Origin of the sequence: Sorangium sp. So ce296, assembly GCF_051529605.1 — a bacterium.
In the GTDB taxonomy this organism is placed as follows: domain Bacteria; phylum Myxococcota_A; class Polyangia; order Polyangiales; family Polyangiaceae; genus Sorangium; species Sorangium cellulosum_D.
On record NZ_CP150325.1, the window covers coordinates 2,743,740 to 2,761,426 of the forward strand.

General features: G+C 69.8%; 12 protein-coding genes. 5 read left to right on the forward strand and 7 right to left on the reverse strand.

The genetic code is table 11. The features are described from left to right. Positions 1 to 75: 75 nt before the first annotated feature. The 6 genes from WME98_RS10415 to WME98_RS10440 form a co-directional block, all read right to left on the reverse strand. Positions 76 to 1,515, reverse strand: coding sequence for a serine hydrolase domain-containing protein (locus WME98_RS10415; protein WP_437951196.1), 1,440 nt, complete (start codon positions 1,513 to 1,515; stop codon positions 76 to 78). Positions 1,516 to 1,620: 105 nt separating this feature from the next. Then, positions 1,621 to 3,105 carry a hypothetical protein gene (locus WME98_RS10420; RefSeq protein ID WP_437951198.1) on the reverse strand — a complete coding sequence of 495 codons (1,485 nt, stop codon included), beginning with the start codon at positions 3,103 to 3,105 and terminating at the stop codon, positions 1,621 to 1,623. Positions 3,106 to 3,113: 8 nt separating this feature from the next. Continuing rightward, on the reverse strand, positions 3,114 to 3,752 hold the full coding sequence (locus WME98_RS10425; protein WP_437951200.1) for a hypothetical protein: 639 nt from the start codon (positions 3,750 to 3,752) through the stop codon (positions 3,114 to 3,116). Continuing rightward, positions 3,742 to 5,202 (reverse strand): hypothetical protein, encoded by a 1,461-nt coding sequence (locus tag WME98_RS10430; protein ID WP_437951202.1) that lies wholly within the window; start codon positions 5,200 to 5,202, stop codon positions 3,742 to 3,744. The genes WME98_RS10425 and WME98_RS10430 overlap by 11 nt, the downstream gene beginning before the upstream one ends. A gap of 182 nt (positions 5,203 to 5,384) precedes the next feature. Then, the gene (locus WME98_RS10435; protein ID WP_437951203.1) at positions 5,385 to 6,416 is read right to left on the reverse strand and encodes an AraC family transcriptional regulator ligand-binding domain-containing protein; all 1,032 of its coding nucleotides are present in this window, start codon (positions 6,414 to 6,416) and stop codon (positions 5,385 to 5,387) included. Between the two features lie 255 nt (positions 6,417 to 6,671). Continuing rightward, entirely contained in the window at positions 6,672 to 7,049 is a 378-nt protein-coding gene (locus WME98_RS10440) for a hypothetical protein (RefSeq protein WP_437951204.1), read from the reverse strand. Between the two features lie 421 nt (positions 7,050 to 7,470). Here WME98_RS10440 and WME98_RS10445 point away from each other — a divergent pair, with 421 nt between their 5' ends. From WME98_RS10445 to WME98_RS10455, 3 genes are all read left to right on the forward strand, one after another. Then, entirely contained in the window at positions 7,471 to 13,521 is a 6,051-nt protein-coding gene (locus WME98_RS10445) for an AAA family ATPase (protein ID WP_437951205.1), read from the forward strand. A 281-nt stretch (positions 13,522 to 13,802) separates the two neighbouring features. After that, complete coding sequence (locus WME98_RS10450; protein WP_437951206.1) at positions 13,803 to 14,630, forward strand: hypothetical protein; 828 nt, start codon at positions 13,803 to 13,805, stop codon at positions 14,628 to 14,630. Positions 14,631 to 14,646: 16 nt separating this feature from the next. Further along, the gene (locus WME98_RS10455; protein ID WP_437951207.1) at positions 14,647 to 15,210 is read left to right on the forward strand and encodes a hypothetical protein; all 564 of its coding nucleotides are present in this window, start codon (positions 14,647 to 14,649) and stop codon (positions 15,208 to 15,210) included. Between the two features lie 29 nt (positions 15,211 to 15,239). Here WME98_RS10455 and WME98_RS10460 read toward each other — a convergent pair whose 3' ends face one another. Next, complete coding sequence (locus WME98_RS10460; RefSeq protein ID WP_437951208.1) at positions 15,240 to 16,235, reverse strand: matrixin family metalloprotease; 996 nt, start codon at positions 16,233 to 16,235, stop codon at positions 15,240 to 15,242. Positions 16,236 to 16,356: 121 nt separating this feature from the next. Here WME98_RS10460 and WME98_RS10465 point away from each other — a divergent pair, with 121 nt between their 5' ends. Both WME98_RS10465 and WME98_RS10470 read left to right on the forward strand, forming a co-directional pair. Further along, positions 16,357 to 17,010 (forward strand): Mut7-C RNAse domain-containing protein, encoded by a 654-nt coding sequence (locus WME98_RS10465; protein ID WP_437951209.1) that lies wholly within the window; start codon positions 16,357 to 16,359, stop codon positions 17,008 to 17,010. Between the two features lie 196 nt (positions 17,011 to 17,206). Further along, complete coding sequence (locus WME98_RS10470) at positions 17,207 to 17,632, forward strand: hypothetical protein (protein WP_437333245.1); 426 nt, start codon at positions 17,207 to 17,209, stop codon at positions 17,630 to 17,632. The last annotated feature ends 55 nt before the right edge of the window (positions 17,633 to 17,687 follow it).

Sequence of the window (17,687 nt, forward strand, 5' to 3'; positions counted from 1 at the left end):
GCGGCGGCTCCGCGCCCCGACGCGGCGCGGAGCCGCCGGATGCGATCCCCTTCTGCGGCCATAGCCGGCTTTGTCCTAGGCGACGTCGGGCCGTGTCATCAGCGGCGAGCGCAGGTGCAGCTCCAGGTCGGCGGTGGTCAGGGGCAGCGTGACCCAGGTGGCCGTCGCGATCCCCGCGTCGGCGTCGACCGTCACCCGGACCCGGTGCGGGCTGGTGATGACGTGGAGCTCGGCGACGAACGTCCTGCCCTGCCAGGCGCCAGACGCGACGACGGGCCGGCCGAGCGGCGAGCTCTCCCGCCAGGCACCGTGGCCCACCTCGAGCTCGAGGAGCGACCCGAGTCGCAGGAGCCACCCGGCGTCGGTCGGATCGACGACCACCGTGATTCCGTCGGACAGGGCCGAGCCCCCGGCGGAGGCGTCGAGCCTCGCCGTGACGGAGCGCTGCGGGCCGGTTGAACCCCTCACCTGCGCAAGGGACAGCCCTCCCAGCCGGTCGGCGAGGAGCTCGTCGTCGCGCGAGCCGTCCGGATGTCCGACGCCGGGGAGCAGGCACTCCCATACGGCGTCGAGCACGTCCTGCGCGTGCTGGACGGCCTGTTGGGCGCCGGTCACGGCGACCACGAGGTCGTGCGACGGGACGACCACGCAGTGCTGGCCGAAGGCGCCCTTACCGTGATAGCCGTGGCGCGACATCCAGAACTGATAGCCGTAGCCGCAGAGGAAGTCGGGGCCGTCGTCTCCCTCCGCCTGGTGCAGGCCGTCGATGTGCCGGCTGGTCGCGAGCTCCACCCACGCGCGCGGGACGAGCTGCTGCCCGTTCCAGAGACCGCCGCGCAGGAGCAGCTCGCCGAAGGCGGCGACGGCTTCGGTCCGCAGGTGCAGACCGTGGAACCCGAAGGCGGCGCCGCTCGCGACGCGGTCCCACTCGGCGTCCTCGATTCCCATCGGCTTGAAGAGGCGCTCGTCGAGCAGCTCCGGGAGCCCGACGCCGGTGACCCGCTCCACCATCCGGGCCAGGATGAAGGTTGTGGCGTTGTCGTAGGTGTGCCGCGTTCCCTCGGGCGCGTCGAACGGCACGCGCAAGAAGCCCTTCACGAGGTCGTGGGGTTCCAGCCCCCAGGCCTCGGCGAGGCTGTCCGTGTCGTGCCCGGCCGTCATGGACAGCAGGTGGTGAACGGTGATGCGGCGCCCCTGCTCGGAGACATCGGAGGGGACGTGGTCGGGCAGGACGTCCACCACCCGGTCGCCCAGGGCGAGCAGCCCGTCGGCGATCGCGAGCCCCACGGCGATCGACGTGAACGACTTGGTCAGCGAGTAGAGAAGGTGCGGGCGCTCGGCCGAGTACGGCGCCCACCACCCTTCGGCGACGACGTGCCCACAGCGCACGACCATGATGGAGTGGCACTCGACGGAACGGTCCTCGAGGCGGTCCAGCATCGCGGCGATCGAACGGGACGACACTCTCGCGGCGGCCGGGGTCGAGCGCGGCAGCAGCGTACGCTGAGACGACATCCCGACACCCTAGCCGCAGGTGGGCGCCATGATGGAGGATTTGTTGCACGCCTCCACCACCGGGCCTGGAGCGTTCGGCGTCACGCGCCGCTGCATGACGCGAGCTCAACCTCGCAACGCGGTCACCGCAGGCAGCCCGCTGCCAGAGGTGTCGACGCGCATCACGTCGAGGATCCCGCTGAAGATCTCCGCCTCGCTGGTCTGCCGCCCCTTGTCCGGCGCGCCCGTCGTCGGATCGAACCCATAGGTCAGGCCCGTCTCCGGATCGACGCCGCCGAGGACGCGATTCCCCTTGAGCATCGGCGACACCAGCAGAACGCCGTTGTTCAGATCGTGCGAGCTACCGAAATCATCCTGACCTCCGACCCGGGCCCTCGTGCGCCCGAACTCGGTGGCGACGTAGATCAGCGTGCGGTCCCACAGGGATGCGCCGCTGTCGTCGGCCGGCGTCTGCCTGAGCAGCCCGATGAGCGCGTCGGTCACCTTCAGGATCCGGCTCCACATCACGGCCTGCATCGAACGATGGTAATTGTGAGCGTAATCGAAGGCGACCGGCGCGTTGACGAGGGTGTTGGAGCTCTTATCGATGAGGACGCGGGTGGTCGGCCAGATGGTCGCCGTCACGCAGACCTGGTTCTTGAACAACAGATAGGCCAAGGCCGCCTGCGCCTCCAGAGGATCGGCGTCGAGCAGCGGGAAGGCCTCTCGCAGCTTCGCTGCTTCAGGGGATGATTCGACGTTGTGGTCCGAGAGCGGGTAGTCCTTCGAATCCTGCAAGAGGCACAGCTTCTCGAGCAGACCGCGAGCTTCGATGTTCGTCCGCGCTTTTGCGCGCTGCTCGGCCCACAGCCGGAGCGGCTCGGCCTGGCCAAACGCCTGGAGGAACGGGCTCTCTGGCTCGATCTGCTCGTCGCGCAGCCGCCGGGCCTCGTCGAGCAGCGCCGGCGACGGAGCCGCCTTGATGCCCTTGCGCGCGTCGAGCCCGAGGGACCAGGTCGAGGGCTGGGCGATCAGCTCCGAGAAGCAGCGCGACGGCAGCGTCTCATCGTGGCCCCGATCCGCGAAGCCTCCAGAGGTCATGTTGATGTTCGGGATGGAGAATTCATCGCCGTACTCCTTCGCCACGCACTCCTGCAGGGTGCGCCCGCGCCACGCCTCGTTGCCCGTGATCGAGCGGCGCTGACCGACGAAATGATTGACGCTCGATCCCGTCAGCGTGGCCACGAGCATCTGCTCGCGGTGGGCCTGTACGAACGACGACTGCTTCGCCCGCAGCGGGAAGGGGAACGGACCCGCCGTCGGGCGCTCGATGTCGACCGCGCGCAGCGGCGAGCCGTCGAAGCCCTTCACCTCGTCGTCCGGGAACGCGTTGATCGTCTCCCAGCGCGCCGACTCGCTGTGGCGCACGGCGAGCATGCTGTCGACGATGGAGGCGCCGCCATGAGCGCCGATGACGAGCAGATAGCGCGGCGGTATGCCCGCCGCGCGACCGCGGGATGAGACGAGGCTGGAGACGCCGACCGCCCCGCCTGCCGCCACCCCCCACTGGAGAAGCTGTCGCCGCTTGATCTTGGATTGAGCTGATTTCATGGCGTTCCTCAGTAGAAAAGAAACTCGGTGCTCGTCACGACGGCGAGGCAGGACAGCGTCGCCCAGCCCGTCTCCGCCTCGGCGACGTCGGGCCCCTCCGCCAGGGCCCGCGCATAAAGCGACTCGAAGCCGTCGCGCTCACGCGCCGCCGGCGGCCGCCCGAGCGCGGAGGCGTAGAGCGCGTCGAGGCTCGCCGCGCGGCCCTGAGCGGTCGCCACGTCGCGCCAAATCAGAGGATTCGCCTCGCCGCCGGCCACATCCCGCTCAGCGCGTCGACGGCAGGCTTGAAGGGCCATGCGCTCGACGATGAGCGTCGTGCTCAGCCCGGTCGTGGGGGACGGTTCGAAGATCTGGTTCCGATATGGGTCGAGGCCGCCGAGCGCCACCGTGTGCACGCTCTCCGAGCAGGACATCGTGCCGAATTCGTTGCACACCTCCTCCGGGTCGAGCTGGAGCACCTGCGCCAGGTCGTTGCGCAGGCGCGTCCCGCCCTTGAAGTGCGCGCGGGCGTGCCGTGAAGCGTGTTGCGTCGCGGGGGCCGGCTCGCGCGCGGGGTCGTCGCCGGCGCACGACGCGGCAGAGACGGCGAAGACGAGCGAGAGCGACCGCGCCGCGGCGAGGAAGAGCGTCGAGAGATTACGGTGCACCGAAGGCCTCCGTGCGAACGAGGTCGCGCAACATGGGTTCGATCGCGAAGGCATGCTCGGTCCGGAATGCCTGGACCAGCGCGTCGAACGTGGCGAGCTCCGCGCCGGACGGCTCGGCGTGGAAGAACACCTGCCAGTAGTCAGCGACGCGGGAGCTCGCGAACTCCTGGCTGCTCGTCGCGACTTCGGCCCACTCAGTCAGCGAGCTCACGGGTTTCCCGAGCAGCATCCCTGCCTCTGGCATCGCGCTGACGCCCGGGAGCAGGGCTTCATAGGAGTCCTCGAGTCGGGTCGGGAGGTAACGGCCTTTTTCGTCCAAATCGGTGACGGTCACGCCGTCGTAGCGGCTGAACGGATAGCTGAGCGGATCGAGGGTCGAGTGGCAGCCGGCGCAGGTCGGGGCGGCGACACCCTTGTAGTCGTAGTCGGCGGGCTCGCCGGGCACGGGCTTCAGGCCTTCGCCCAGCGCAATATCGAGGCCGAGGTAGGCTCGGTAGGCCTGGGCGGCGGCGGTGCGCGGCAGCGCCGTGAACATGTTGTTGAACAGCAGAAACCAACGTGTGGTCAGCATGCCGGCGCGGCGCTCGGTCGGCATTTTCTGCCTGCCCGGGAGCTCGTCGACCGGCTTGTACACCGATCGCCCGTCGACGATCAAACGCTGGACATAGTAGCGGGCCTTCAGCAGATCACGGCTATCGTGGCCGTCGATCTGCGTATAGACGAAGAGGGCATAATCGGGGAAGTAGTCGAAGTCCTCTTCGCCGGTGTAGCGGCCGTCGGTGTTCTCTTCTGGCTCATCGACGAAGATGGTGGGCCGGATCTTGGCGTGAGCGATGTTCCACACCACGCCGTCGCGCCCTCGCCAGAACTCGCCTTGCATGCAGGTGGTCAGCGCGTCCGCGACGGCGTCCGGCTGCTGCTCGAGCGGGGTGTCGGCCATGGCCGCGAGCTCCGCAGGCGTCGGCGATCGACCGCACGCCTCGAGCGTGACCTTGCGCAGCGCATACCGGCCGTCATAGCGGCACACATCATAGGTCGTGGAGACCTCCGCGGGTCCGCAGGCCGTCTCGCTCGCCGGCGCGCTGGCTGCGTCTCCCGGGAGCGTCCCCGCCGTGATCTCGTCGCTGTTGGACGCGCCGTCCTTGTCCGAGTCGCGGTTCTCCACGGCGGCGAGCGCCTCGGGCAACGCGGCCGCGAACGTCTCGTCCGACGTCGACGGCTTCGAGAAGGCCGACCGCACATCGTCGCCATAAGCGTTCCAGGCGACAGGCGATTCGGTGCGGGTGTGGCACAAGGAACAATCGACGCGGCTGGCCGCGCAGAGCCGGGCGTCAGAATAGCTTTCGCAGAACAGTTGAATCGCTGGAGGCCGGGCGGACGCGTCACCGATGCTGAGCAGCGCGGTGAGCACGACCGCCGTGGCGACCAGGCTCGGATGGCTAGGCCTCATGCGCTGAAGGTTGGCTCGCTGGGAACACCGTGCCAGGACGCCAGACGTCAAAATGCGGACCGAACGCGCCAGTCGGTCCGGGCGCCGCCGACTCGCGCTCGCCTCGAGGCGCTAAGACCCAGCGCTCGGCGCGGAGCGCAGCCTGCGCGCCCCAGGCGCGCGGGCGGCGACGGGAGCGGCGCTCACGAGCCGGCGTCCTCGCGATCGTGCCGCAGGAGCTCCGAGGGCGTCCGGCCGGTTCGCCGCTTCAACGCGCGGCGGAGAGAGCGCACGTCCGAGAAGCCGACGCGCTCGGCGACGTCCTTGAGGCGGCCGTCGGGGCGCTGGAGGAGCGCGATGGCCCACTCGCAGCGGACCTGATCGAGGAGGGCGGTGAACTGGACGCCAGCCTCGGCGAGGCGCCGCTGCAACGTGCGGCTCGTCATCTTGAAGCTGCGCGCCACGTGGCCGATCGACGGCTTGGCGCCCTGCTCGAGCGCATCGCGCAGGCATCGCCGGACCGCGCCAGCGAGATCGACGCCTCCCGTCGCCTCGAGCAGCGCATCCACCTGGCTGCGCATGTACGCCGCCAGGGCTGGATCTGCGTTGCAGTGCGGGAGATCGAGCGCGTACGCCGGGAGGACGAGCTCGGTCGTCGGCGCTCGGAAGCGCAGGTCGGTCGTCCCGAAGAGCGCTGCGTGCTCGGTGACGCCGACGGGCGCCGCGTGGCGGAAGCTCACCCAGCGGGCCTTGATCTGCGCGCCCGTGAAGCGGCGCAGCGTCAGGAGGGCGGCGGTGATGATCGTCTCGGCGAAATGGCGCGGCCACGCCGGCTCCGGCGGCTCGGGGCCGACGCGGATGTGGAGCAGGCCGTTCTCGTCCACGCAAAACCTGGTCGTCGACGGCTTCGGGTTGAAGCGGTGAAGATAGTCGGTGCAGATCTCGAGCGCCTCGCGGACGTTCGTGAGGCTCATCCCGAGGACGCCGAGGATGCCGATGCTCGGGTTCGCCTCGAGCGCGAGGTGGAGGCCGAGGTTGTCGTCGTCGCTGGCGGCGCAGATCTCCTCGACGAGCGCGAAGGCGCCGTCCTGCGGGGCGCGGGCCGTGATGCTGTCGACCGCGGCGCGACTGACGCCGTGGCGCGCGCACAGGTCGAGGAGCGCGCCCTCGGACCAGCCGGTGCGCAAGGCGTACCGCACGAAGGGGGAGAGTCGGATCGCGTTGATGGACCCCACGGGGTGCAGCGGGGCGCCGCGCTTGGCTGCCCGTGCATGGACGTCAATGGACGTCGCGCGGGCCCTCGGAGCCAAATCGCTCGACCCGTGCGGTCTCTCCATGGGCTTTCGGACGGCGTGTCGCAAACTGTTCGAGGAATGGCGCATCCGGGCCCTCGAGGGTGCCACGGGGCTGTCCAGGAAGCAAGGCGCCGCACATTCCTGTCAATCGATCTCGAGCCACGCAGGTCGAGGCCCTCTGTGCCAACGTAGCCATCAATCCGCTGTTACATCCGGGAACGCGCCCCGCGAGCGCAGCGGCCAGTACGAAGTGGGGCTCCACGGATCAAGCGGCAGGGACATGAATACGCGTCGCAAAGGCGACGCGAAACGGTACGCGAAGTACTGCTGCTTCAGCCTTCTGAACTCGGCCTCGGCTCGTGAGCTCGGATAGAACGTGCACGTTCGAGTCGACGGATCTGCCTCGGAATCAGTGAGTACGACCTCAGCCCATGGAAACAGGACGAGCAGGTCATCCTTGAGCGCGAGCGCATCGGCCAAGGAGTCGAACGCGGGCCGGTAGGCTGGTTGGCCGCGCAGGTGCTTGTGCCCCGCCTGGTTGAGAACGATCCCGGTATCCCGCTCGACGAGCATGAGTTGGTACCGCCGCGGCCGAGGGAGATCCACGCAAGTCCTCTAGCACGTCGAGTGAGCGCGTGCACGGGGCTCGACGGAGCAGACGAGCTTCGATATCGACGCTGCGCGAGACGGGCGGCGATGGCATGGCGTTCGGCGTGCAAGGCCGACCATGACGACCGTGCGCATCTATCCCGGAGCTCGCCAGCACGCTCTGGGCGAGGCCGCGAGGCGCACGGCCGGATCATCGCCCGGGCTGCCGGCGCGCTCGTTAGCTCGCCCGCACCCAGCTCAGCGCCCCGACCGTTGACACCGACCGTTGACAGTCGACGGCTGCCCGCCTGCGGCACCGCTGCGCGATGTGCAACCGTGCCCGGAAACTCTATGGATTTGGCGTCCGTCACGCTGAAGCAGCCCGAGGATCCTCAAAGGCTCTCCCATGACCAGAAATTCAGATTATGTCCGGCTCAAGATTCTCCATGAAGGGGCAGATACCCTCGTCTTCCGAGCGCGTCGCAAAGAAGACGACCGGCCGGTAGTGCTCAAGGTCCTGCGACGCGACCACACCGATCCCCGCGCGCACGGACGGCTGTACCACGAATACGAGATCGCCCGCGCGCTCGACGCTCCCTCCGTCCTCAAGCCTTACGCGATCGATGCGTTCCACGGCCAGGCGGCGCTGGTCCTGGAGGACTTCGGGGGCCGCTCGCTCGATCAGCCCCTCGACGAGCCGATGCCGCTCGAGCGCTTCTTCCCCCTCGCCCTCCGCATTACCTCAGCGCTCGCCGAGCTGCATCGGCATCACATCATCCACAAGGACATCAAGCCAGAAAACCTGCTCTACAACCCCGATACCGGCGAGCTCAAAATCACCGATTTCGGGATCGCCTCCCGAGCACCCCGCGAGTCCGAAAACCTCACCCATGCCGGCCTCATCGAGGGGACGCTAGCATATATGGCCCCGGAGCAGACGGGCCGAATGAACCGCTGGATCGACGAGCGGACCGACCTGTACTCCCTCGGGGTCACGTTCTACCAGATGCTCACGGGCCGCCTGCCCTTCGAGGCGCGCGATCCCCTGGAATGGGTGCATTGCCATATCGCCCGAACGCCGCTCCCGCCCCACGCGATCGTACCCTCCGTTCCTCCGCAGCTGTCCGCCGTCGTGCTCAAGCTGCTGGAAAAAGCCGCCGACGAGCGTTACCAGAGCGCGCTCGGCCTGCGGTACGACCTGGACGCGTGCTTCGCCCGGTGGCGGGCGAGCGGGGTCATCCATACGTTTGCGCTCGGGGTGCGCGATCGTTCTGACCGCTTCCAGGTCCCGCAGAGGCTCTATGGACGCGAGCGCGAGGTCGAGGCGCTGTACGCCGCTTTCGAGCGGGTGGTAGCGCAGGGCCGGCCGGAGCTCGTGCTCGTGTCGGGTTACTCCGGCATCGGCAAATCGTCGCTCGTGGCCGAGTTGCACAGCCCGGTCGTGCGGGAGCGGGGGTTTTTCCTCTCCGGCAAGTGCGATCAATACAACAGGAATGTACCGTACCTTCCTTTTGTCCAGGCATTCAGGCATCTCTTGCAGGAGATCCTGTCCGCGAGCGAGGAGCAGGTCGAGCGCTTCCGGCAGCGTCTGCGGGAGGCCCTTGGCCCGAATGGCCGGCTGCTCGCCGACGTGCTCCCCGAGATCGAGCAGCTCGTGGGTCCGCAAGCGCCCATGCCCGAGCTTCCTGCGAGCGAGGCCCAGAGCCGGTTACTCGCGACGGTCCAGCGCTTCGTCGCGGCGACTGCCCAGAGAGAGCACCCCGTCGTGCTCTTCCTCGACGATTTGCAGTGGGCCGACGCGGCCAGCTTGGCGCTCGTCGAGCAGCTCGTGACTTACACCGAGACCGCGCACCTGCTCCTGCTCGGCGCCTACCGCGACAACGAGGTCGGCCTCGCGCACCCGTTGCAGCGCATGCTGGCCGAGGCGAAGAAGCGCGGCGCCGCCGTCGCCGACATCGTCCTCGCTCCGCTCTCGGCCGCTGATGTTGCGGCGCTCGTGGCCGAGGCGGTCCACGAGAGCGCGGAGCAGGTCGCGCCCCTCGCGCGGCTGATCTACGAGAAGACGGGTGGCAACCCGTTCTTCGTGCTCCAGTTCTTGATCGCGCTGCATCGAGAGGGGCTCATCGCCCTCGATGCGGAGGCTGGCTCGTGGCGGTGGGACATCGCCGCGATCCGCGACAAGGGCTTCACCGATAACGTCGTCGAGCTGATGGCGGGGAAGCTGAAGCGGCTCTCGGTCCCGGCGCTGGACGCGCTGAAGCTCGCCGCCTGCCTGGGCAGTCGCCTGGACCTCGACACCCTCGCGGTGGTCGCGCAGCGCCCGGCGGCAGAGCTGCGCGAGGCGCTCGAAGAGGCCGTACAGGAGGGGTTGATCGTTCGCCAGGGCGGGACCTATAGGTTCCTCCACGACCGGGTGCAGCAAGCCGCCTACGCGTTGATCCCGGCGGGACAGCGCGCCGAGATGCACCTCAGGATCGGCTGGCTGCTGCTCCAGCGCCAGCGCGCGGAAGAGCGTGAGGAGATGCTCTTCGACGTCGTCGGTCACCTGAACCGCGGCGCGGCGCTCATCCGCTCCCAGGCGGAGCGGGACGAGCTCGCCGCGCTGAACCTCCGCGCCGGCAGGAAGGCCAAGGCTGCGGCGGCGTTCCACGGCGCGGCTGCCCTCTTCGACGCGGGCATGGCATTGCTCGGGCCGGACCGCTGGGAGACGGAGTACGAGCTGACCTACGGCCTGACCTTCGAGCGGGCGCACGCTGCGTACGTCACCGGCAGCTTCGAAGTCGCTGGGCCGCTCTTGGACGAGCTGATGTGTCGGGCGCGGACCGAGCTCGAGAGGGCCGCGGTCGTCGAGCTCGCGGTCGGCTTCCATGTGACCAGCAGACGGAGCGCCCGCGCGCTGGAGCTCGGGCTCGGGTGCCTCCGCGCCTTCGGCATCGATCTACCACTCCATCCCACCGACGCCGAAGTCGAAGAAGAGACCGAGCACGTGTGGCAGATGCTGGGGGACCGGGCGATCGAGGATCTCCTCCATCTACCCCCCATGACGCACCCGGAGATCAAGGTCGCGATGGGCGTCCTGCGAGGAGTGGCCCTCGCCGCGTACTTTGTAGACCCGAACCTGATGTACCTCGTCGCCGTGCGCAGGATCGAGCTCAGCCTGCGCTACGGCAACGCCGAGAGCTCCGCCCACGCGTACAGCAGCTTCGCCGTGGAGATCGGCCGGAGGTCCTGGAAATACAAGGAGGCTTACCGCTTCGGCGAGCTCGCCTGCCGCCTCGCAGACGGGAGCAGCCTCGTCACGAAGTCCTTCGTATTTACCATATTCGGAAACCATCTCATCTTCTGGCGACGGCACTACCGGGAGGCTCCTTTCTATGCGCACATCGGCTTCGATGCCGCGATCGAATCCGGCGATCTGCATCTGGCATGCAGCAACTGCCAGTTTGCCCCCTTATTCCCGCTCTCCTGTGGTGAGCCGCTGGAGGACGTCCTTCATGAGGTCGAAGATCGACTCAACTTCGTGCGCAGAGCCCGTCACGCGTTCTCACACGACATCCTCCTCGGCACCCATTGCATGATCCAGACGCTGCGAGGGAGACCAGTCCACGTTTCGATATTGGACGGATCGGCGCTGAATCAGGAGGGCTTCGAGAAGCGCCTGGACTCCAAAGACCTGGAGGGGGCTCACTGCTTCTACTACATCATGAAAGCACAGGCGCTATTCGTGCTCGGGTGCCCCGAGGAGGCGGTCGCGGCGACGACCATCGCGAGCGCCGAGCAAGCGTGGCGGTTCGGGATGGGCCCGTTGATCGTCGAATACGTCTTCTATCGCACGCTCGCGCTCGCCGCCGTCTGCGATGAGTCCCCGTCGACGCCGCTGGAGCTCCCCGACGGCCTCCTCGCGGGCGAGAGGCAGCTCGGCGTGTGGGCGGACAACTGCCCCGAGAACTTCCTCCACAAGCACGCCCTGGTGCGCGCGGAGATCGCCCGGCTGGTGGGGCAGGATTCCGAGGCGAGCCGGCTCTACGAGCAAGCCATTTTGTCGGCGCGGGAGCACGGCTTCGTCCAGCACGAGGCCATCGCCTGCGAGCTCGCTGCGCGATATTGCCGCGCGCGCGGCCTTCCCATCTCCGCCGACGCCTACCTGCAGATGGCCCGCGCCGGCTACCTTCGCTGGGGCGCCCATGCCAAGGTGGAGCAGCTCGACCAGCGCTACCCCCACCTCGTGGAGCGCAAGCCGATCGCCCCCACCGTCACCTTCGCGCTGCGGGCCGAGCAGCTCGATCTCTTGTCGGTGGTCAAGGCCTCTCAGAGCATCTCCGGGGAGCTGAAGTTGCCGCGGCTGCTCGAGACGTTGCTGCGCATCGTGGTCGAGCACGCAGGCGCCGACGATGGGTACGTGCTCCTCGTCCGGGACGAGCGTCTGTCGACCGCGGCCGCGATCCAAGGGAGCGGGGGGACGGTGCGATTGCTCCATCTGTGCGAGGAGTCGACGGCGGCGCTCCCGCGATCGGTCCTCAACTATGTTCGCCGGAGCCGCGAGCGCGTGCTGCTCGACGACGCCACCGCCCCGCACCCGTTCCAGGAGGACGAGTACTTCACGCGCAGGCGGCCGAGGTCCTTGCTATGCCTCCCCATCGCGCGCCAGACCCGGCTGCTCGGCATCCTCTACCTCGAGAACAACCTGGTCACCGGGGTGTTCTCCCCCGCGCGGCTCAACGTGCTCGAGCTGCTCGCCTCGCAGACGGCGATCTCGCTGGAGAATGCCATGCTCTACTCCGATCTCGAGGAGGAGAACACCGAACGACGGCGGGCGGAGCAGGAGCTCAAGGCCAGTCAAGAGACCCTCCAAGGCATCGTCGACAACTCGGCGGCGGCCATCTACCTCAAGGACCGCGAGGGCCGCTTCCTGCTCGCCAATCGGCACGTGCGCGACCTGCTGCGCCTGCCCAGCGAGCAGCTCCTCGGAAAGACCGACGCGGACATCCTTCCCGCTCCGATCGCGGAGACCATTCGTGACCACGACCGGAAGGTGCTCGAGGCGGGTACCCCGATGGAATGGGAGGAGGAGCTGCCGCTCGCCGATGGGCAGCATACCTTCCTGTCGGTCAAGTTCCCGCTCGGCGGAGGCGCCGCGCCACGCGCGCTCTGCGGTATCGCCACCGACATCACCGAGCGCAAGCAGGGCGAGCGGGCCCAGCGCTTTCTGGCCGAGGCGAGCCGCAAGCTGATGGCGCTGGGCTACGACGCCACGCTCGAGAGCGTGGCCGCTCTCGCGGTGCCCGAGCTCTGCGACCAGTGCGTCGTCAGCGTCCTCCCCGAGGACAACGCGGCCTTCGGCGCCGCCGCGTCAGGGGTGCGCCTCGAAGAGATCGAAGCGGTGGAGGCGCTGCGTGAGACGCTGATCTACTCCGCGGCGGCGATGCCGATCGAGCCCGTGATCGGCGACGCCCGCGCCATGCCGCTCATGCAGCATCTCGGCGCCCACGCCTACCTTCGCGTTCCGCTCCGCGCGCGAGATCGGTGCCTTGGGATCATGTTCCTGCTCGCGACCGCGCCGCAGCGTCGTTACGGTCCCGCCGACCTGGCGCTGGCTGAGGAGCTGGGGCGCCGCGCGGCGCTCGCGCTCGACAACGCCCGGCTGTACGCAATCGCCCAGGAGGCGATCGGGCGGCGCGACGAATTCCTCATGATCGCCTCTCATGAGCTCAAGACCCCGCTGACGTCCCTGCAAATGCAGGTTCAGCGGGTGGAGCGGCACTTGCGCCACGACCCGTCCGCGAGCTTCAATCCGTCACGGCTCAAGACCATGCTCCAGGTCCTCAATCGGCAGAGCGCGCGGCTCGGGCATCTGGTGGACGAGCTGCTCGATGTCTCGAGGCTGAACGCCGGGCGAATGACGCTCGCGCGTGAGCCAGTCGAGCTCTCCTGCCTGGCCCGCGAGATCGTCGAGCGGGCGGGCCCGCAGCTCGCGGCGGCCGGCTGCCGGGCAGAGCTCGAGATCGACGAGCCGGTGGTGGGATACTGGGATAAGTCCCGCTTGGAGCAGGTCCTGCTCAACCTCCTGTCGAACGCCATGAAGTACGGCACGCATCGGCCCATCCACGTGGGCGTGCGCAGGGAGGCGGACTCGGCGCTCATCATCGTCCGAGATCAGGGAATCGGGATAGCAGAGGAGGATCAGGCCAGGATCTTCAATCGCTTCGAGCGCGCGGTGTCGGTGCGGAACTTCGGCGGCCTCGGCCTCGGGCTCTATCTGGTACGCTGGATCGTGGCCTCGCATGGCGGAACCGTCCAGGTGGAGAGCAAGCCGAACGCCGGAGCAACGTTCGTCGTGAAGCTCCCCTTGCGTCCCCCGGCGGTGGACGCCCGGGACGACCCCTCCCGCGCCGGGGCTGACGACGCCAGCTTCGAACCTGTCCCCGTAGGAGACCACTGGGTCCTCGGGAGGCTATGATCATCATGCGGATGTCGTGGCGAGATAGCTCGACAGCGGCGTGGGACGCGGCAGCCGAGGGACGGAAGTGGACCTCGGGCAGCTCCACATCGGCGAGGCGGGCCGCGACGCCGCCCAGCGGCAGCGTGGACGCGCCGAGGGCGTCGAGAGGGAGATCGAGTTTCGTGGCCGCGGAGCTCGCTTCAGCAAGCAGCCCGCCTCGACATGCAGCCCGGCACCCCCGCCCGGCGCAGCGAACAGCCCACCTCGACGCCCTCGGGCCGCGCGTTTACTCTCACGCAATGGGGTTCGTCGCCAGCCTCTTCATCGTCTACGGCGTCGCCGGGGTGGCGCTGGGCGCCGCGGTCGCGATCGCGATCGCGCGCTGGCTGCACCACCAGCGCCGCTCGCAGGTCGCCGCGTACGCGCGGAGCCCTTCGGCCCCGCCCGAGGCGATGCGCGAGGGGTTCGCCCTGCTCCGCGGCGAGGTCGCCGCCGAGGACGCCGCGCCGGACGACGCGGTGATCGCGGTCGAGATCGCGCCGGGCGCGTGGCACACCCGGGCGCGCGCGTTCTCGCTCCGGCTCCCCTCGGGCGCCGCGCTGCGCGTCGAGCCGGTGCGCGGCCGGCTGAACCTCGACACGACCTTCGTCCCCGCGAACCGCGACGGCGTGCCCGTCTACGTGTCCGAGGTCCGCCCGGGCGACACCATCTACATCGCCGGCTCGGTGCGCCGCGAGATCGACCCGAGCGCCGCCGGCAAGGGGTACCGCGACGCCGCGAAGGCCTGGGTGCTCCGGGCGCCCACGTACGGCAATCTCTCCGTCTCCTCGGACACGGTCATCGCCCACCACGCGCGGCGCGCGCGCTTCCACCGCGCCTGGGCGCTCGCGCTCGGCGCGGCGCTCGCGGCGCTGCACGTCGGCCTCTTCCGGGCGTTCCACGCGAGCGTCCTCCGCGACCTCGGCCTCGCCGGCGGCATCGGCGTCGACCCCGCCGGCGGCATCGGCGTCGGCCCGGCGGCGCTCGCGCTGTTCTTCGTCGGCGCCGCCGCGCTCGCCTACCGCACCCTGGCCGAGCTGACCTCTCCCTGGACCGAGCTCCGCGTGGAGCGCCCCAGGGCAGCGTAGAGCCATGGAGACGACCATGATCACGGAGGGGGGCGACGAGGAGATGAGGGCCGAGAACGCGCGCCTGCGCGCCCGCATCGAAGAGCTGGAGCGCCGGCTCGGCGCCGCGGCGCCGTCGCCCGACGCGCAGCCCTCCGCGAGCGGGCCCCGCGTGCCGTTCGAGGCGCTCTTCGATCTGCTGCCGATGCCGATCTTCGTCTACCGCGCCGACGGGCTGCTGGCCACGATCAACGAGGCCTGCCGTACGTGGTTCAACGTCTCGCGGGAGCACGTGGTCGACAAGTTCAACCTCCTCCAGGACCCCGAGGCCGTGACGCAGGGGTTCACCGGTCCATTCCTGCGCGCGGTCGCCGGCGAGTTGGCCACGCTCCCGGCCACCCCGTACGAGATCCCCGGGGACGGCGCGGCGGGGAAGCGCCGCCGCTGCTGGCTCGAGGTGACGTACCTGCCGCTCCGGGGCGTGGCCCAGGCGCTCGTCGGCGCCGCGACGGATCTCGGGGGCATCGTCACGAAGGGGACGCTGGAGCGGGGCGTCGCCTACGCGCTCTCCCGCCGCAGCCCCGGCGGCGCGTCGGGCTAGCGCCGCGCGCCCGTGCGCCCGTGCGCCCGTCAGCCGACGGACGGCGCGCCGCGCTCGCCGGCGGCGGGGCGCCCCCGCCGGGGCCGCTCGCGCCGGCCGCGCGCGCCGGCGCGGAGCCAGGCGGCGGCGCCGAGCGCGGCGGCGGCGAGCGGGACGCTCCACCCCGAGCCGCCGGCGCCGGGCGGCGCCACGCCGCAGGCGACCAGCTGGTCGTCCGCGCACTCCGACGAGAACCCGTGAGGTGGGATGGGGTTGCACTCCTCCGTGGAGAGATCCCGAGGGGGGTAGATCTGGCAGATGCCCGCGATGTCGTCCGCGTGCAGCGTCCGGAAGTTCATCGGATCCGACCTGTCGTACCGGTCGTGCATGGTCGCCTCCGGGCCGGCCAGGGTGTGATCGAGGCCCAGGAAATGGCCGGCCTCGTGCGTGACGACGGCGAGGAGATCCTCCCTCGGCGCCGCGGAGTCGTCCCCGACGGTGAAGTCGTAGAGATCGGTGTTGATCTCCATGTCGGCGCCCCAGAGATCACCGGTGTTCTTGTCGAACTGCACCGTCGTGAGCGCGAGCATCTCGGACCTGTGCCCGGCGGTCGCGAGCCAGTCCATATCGCGGAAGACGACCACGTTGGCGTTGCCCGGCACGAGCCCGTCGACGATCCTCGTCTTGCCGTCGCGCGCGTTCAGCTCCACCGCGCCGCAGCTCACGGGCCCGAGGTTCTGCACGCGGATGCCGGGGGGCCTTCCCCCGTCGCAGGGCGCTTCCTGCCATGTCCTGAACGCGGCATCGAGCACGTCGGAGATCTCCTGGTAGGAGATCTCGCCCGACGCGTCCTCCTGGACGTTGAATCCGATGCAGTTGCTCGTCCAGCGGAGCGGCCTGCAATAGCCGACCGGCAGGTCGTCCTGCAGGCAGAGCTCCGAGACCTTGCAGGTGTTCGAGCGGCAGTAGGCCGAGGCCTGCTGCGCGGTCGCCAGCGCGGCGAGCGCGGCAGCCGCGCCGAGGCACCTCGCACTCTTCGTCGACATCGACTCCTCCACGATCGCTTGACCGTACCGCGACGGTACCAGCGCGCGAGGGGAGCGTGGGGATTTCGCGGCCGGCGCCCTTGCCGGCCGCGGGCCCGGCGCCATCCTGAGCACATGGGGCGTGCTCGTGGGTGAGGCGGGCGGCGGGGCGGGCGCGGCCCCGGAGGGCGCGGAGCCGGCGCCGGGCGAGGCGCATGCGGCCCCGGGCGGGGCGGCGGCGCCGCGCTTCCTGTGCGACGCGATGCTCGGCGGCCTGTCGCGCTGGCTGCGCGGCGCGGGGTACGACGCGACGTTCGAGCACGGAATCGACGACGGCGATCTCGTGCGGCTCGCGCAGCAGACCGGCCGGGTGCTGTTGAGCTCCGACGCGGGGGTGTTCGAGCGGCGCCCGCTGCGCACCGCGGCCGTGCGCGGGCTCTACGTGCCCCGCGGGCTGCGGCCGATGGAACAGGCGGGCTTCGTGCTGCGCGAGCTCGGGCTGCCCGTGCGGGATCCGCGGTGCATGGCGTGCGGCGGCGCGCTCGCGGCCGCGCCGAAGGACACGGTGCGCGGCGCGGTGCCCGGGGTGGTGGTGGATCGCTACGACGAGTTCTGGCGCTGCGAGCGCTGCGGCAAGGTCCTGTGGAAGGGCAGCCACTGGGAGGGCATCGCGGCCGGCGTCGCGAGGGCCGCAGCCGGCGCGGGCGCCGACGCAGGCGCGGGCGCCGACGCAGGCGCGGGCGCGGGCGCCGAGGCCCCTGCGGCGCCGCCGGAAGGCCGCAAGCCCACGCCGTGACCGGAGCCTGCCGGCTGCGGCAGCGTCGACGTCCCGAGCACCGCGATCAGCCCTCGGTGGCGGGTCTCTGCGCCGCCCGCGCGGGTATTGGCAAGCGCTGCTCATGTGCTGTAATTTTGAAACGCGGGCGGGGATGGGTGAGTGCGCGCCCGCGAGGTGCCGTGGTTCGGATCACAGGCAGCAAGGAGAAGTTCGCATGAGAGAGGTTCGCTCGATACGGTTCGTGCTGGCCGCTGCGCTGCTCGCGAGCGCCGCGCTCGCGGGCTGCGGCGGCTCGCTGCGCTATGTGTCCCCGGGGACGTCGATGGCTCCGGACGCGAACGCGCTCATCGTGGCCGACGTCGATCGCGGCACGTCGACGACGCAGCTCAACCTGAAGGTCGAGCGCCTCCCACCGCCCGATCGGTTCGGGGGCACGTCGTTCGTGGCCTGGGCGAGGCCGGAGGGCGACGACTGGCGCCGCGTCGGCGAGCTGAGCTACGACGCCGTGATGCAGCGGGGCGAGCTCTTCGGCGCGAGCATCTCCAGGACGAGCTTCGATCTGGTCATCAGCGCCGAGGGGGACGAGTACACGATGGCGCCCTCGCCGGTCGTCGTCATCAGCCAGGACATCTCGGATTAGCGACGCCTGCGCCGGTTCCGGCGCCGGCGGCCTCGCTCCCCGCCAGCGGCCCGGC

Bases quoted from the DNA above. Each gene is read 5' to 3' on its own strand.
- WME98_RS10450 (WP_437951206.1), top strand. From the start codon at position 13,803: ATGGGGTTCGTCGCCAGCCTCTTCATCGTCTACGGCGTCGCCGGGGTG.
- WME98_RS10470 (WP_437333245.1), top strand. From the start codon at position 17,207: ATGAGAGAGGTTCGCTCGATACGGTTCGTGCTGGCCGCTGCGCTGCTC.
- WME98_RS10415 (WP_437951196.1), bottom strand. From the start codon at position 1,515: ATGTCGTCTCAGCGTACGCTGCTGCCGCGCTCGACCCCGGCCGCCGCG.
- WME98_RS10420 (WP_437951198.1), bottom strand. From the start codon at position 3,105: ATGAAATCAGCTCAATCCAAGATCAAGCGGCGACAGCTTCTCCAGTGG.
- WME98_RS10460 (WP_437951208.1), bottom strand. From the start codon at position 16,235: ATGTCGACGAAGAGTGCGAGGTGCCTCGGCGCGGCTGCCGCGCTCGCC.
- WME98_RS10440 (WP_437951204.1), bottom strand. From the start codon at position 7,049: ATGCTCGTCGAGCGGGATACCGGGATCGTTCTCAACCAGGCGGGGCAC.
- WME98_RS10445 (WP_437951205.1), top strand. From the start codon at position 7,471: ATGACCAGAAATTCAGATTATGTCCGGCTCAAGATTCTCCATGAAGGG.
- WME98_RS10455 (WP_437951207.1), top strand. From the start codon at position 14,647: ATGATCACGGAGGGGGGCGACGAGGAGATGAGGGCCGAGAACGCGCGC.
- WME98_RS10430 (WP_437951202.1), bottom strand. From the start codon at position 5,202: ATGAGGCCTAGCCATCCGAGCCTGGTCGCCACGGCGGTCGTGCTCACC.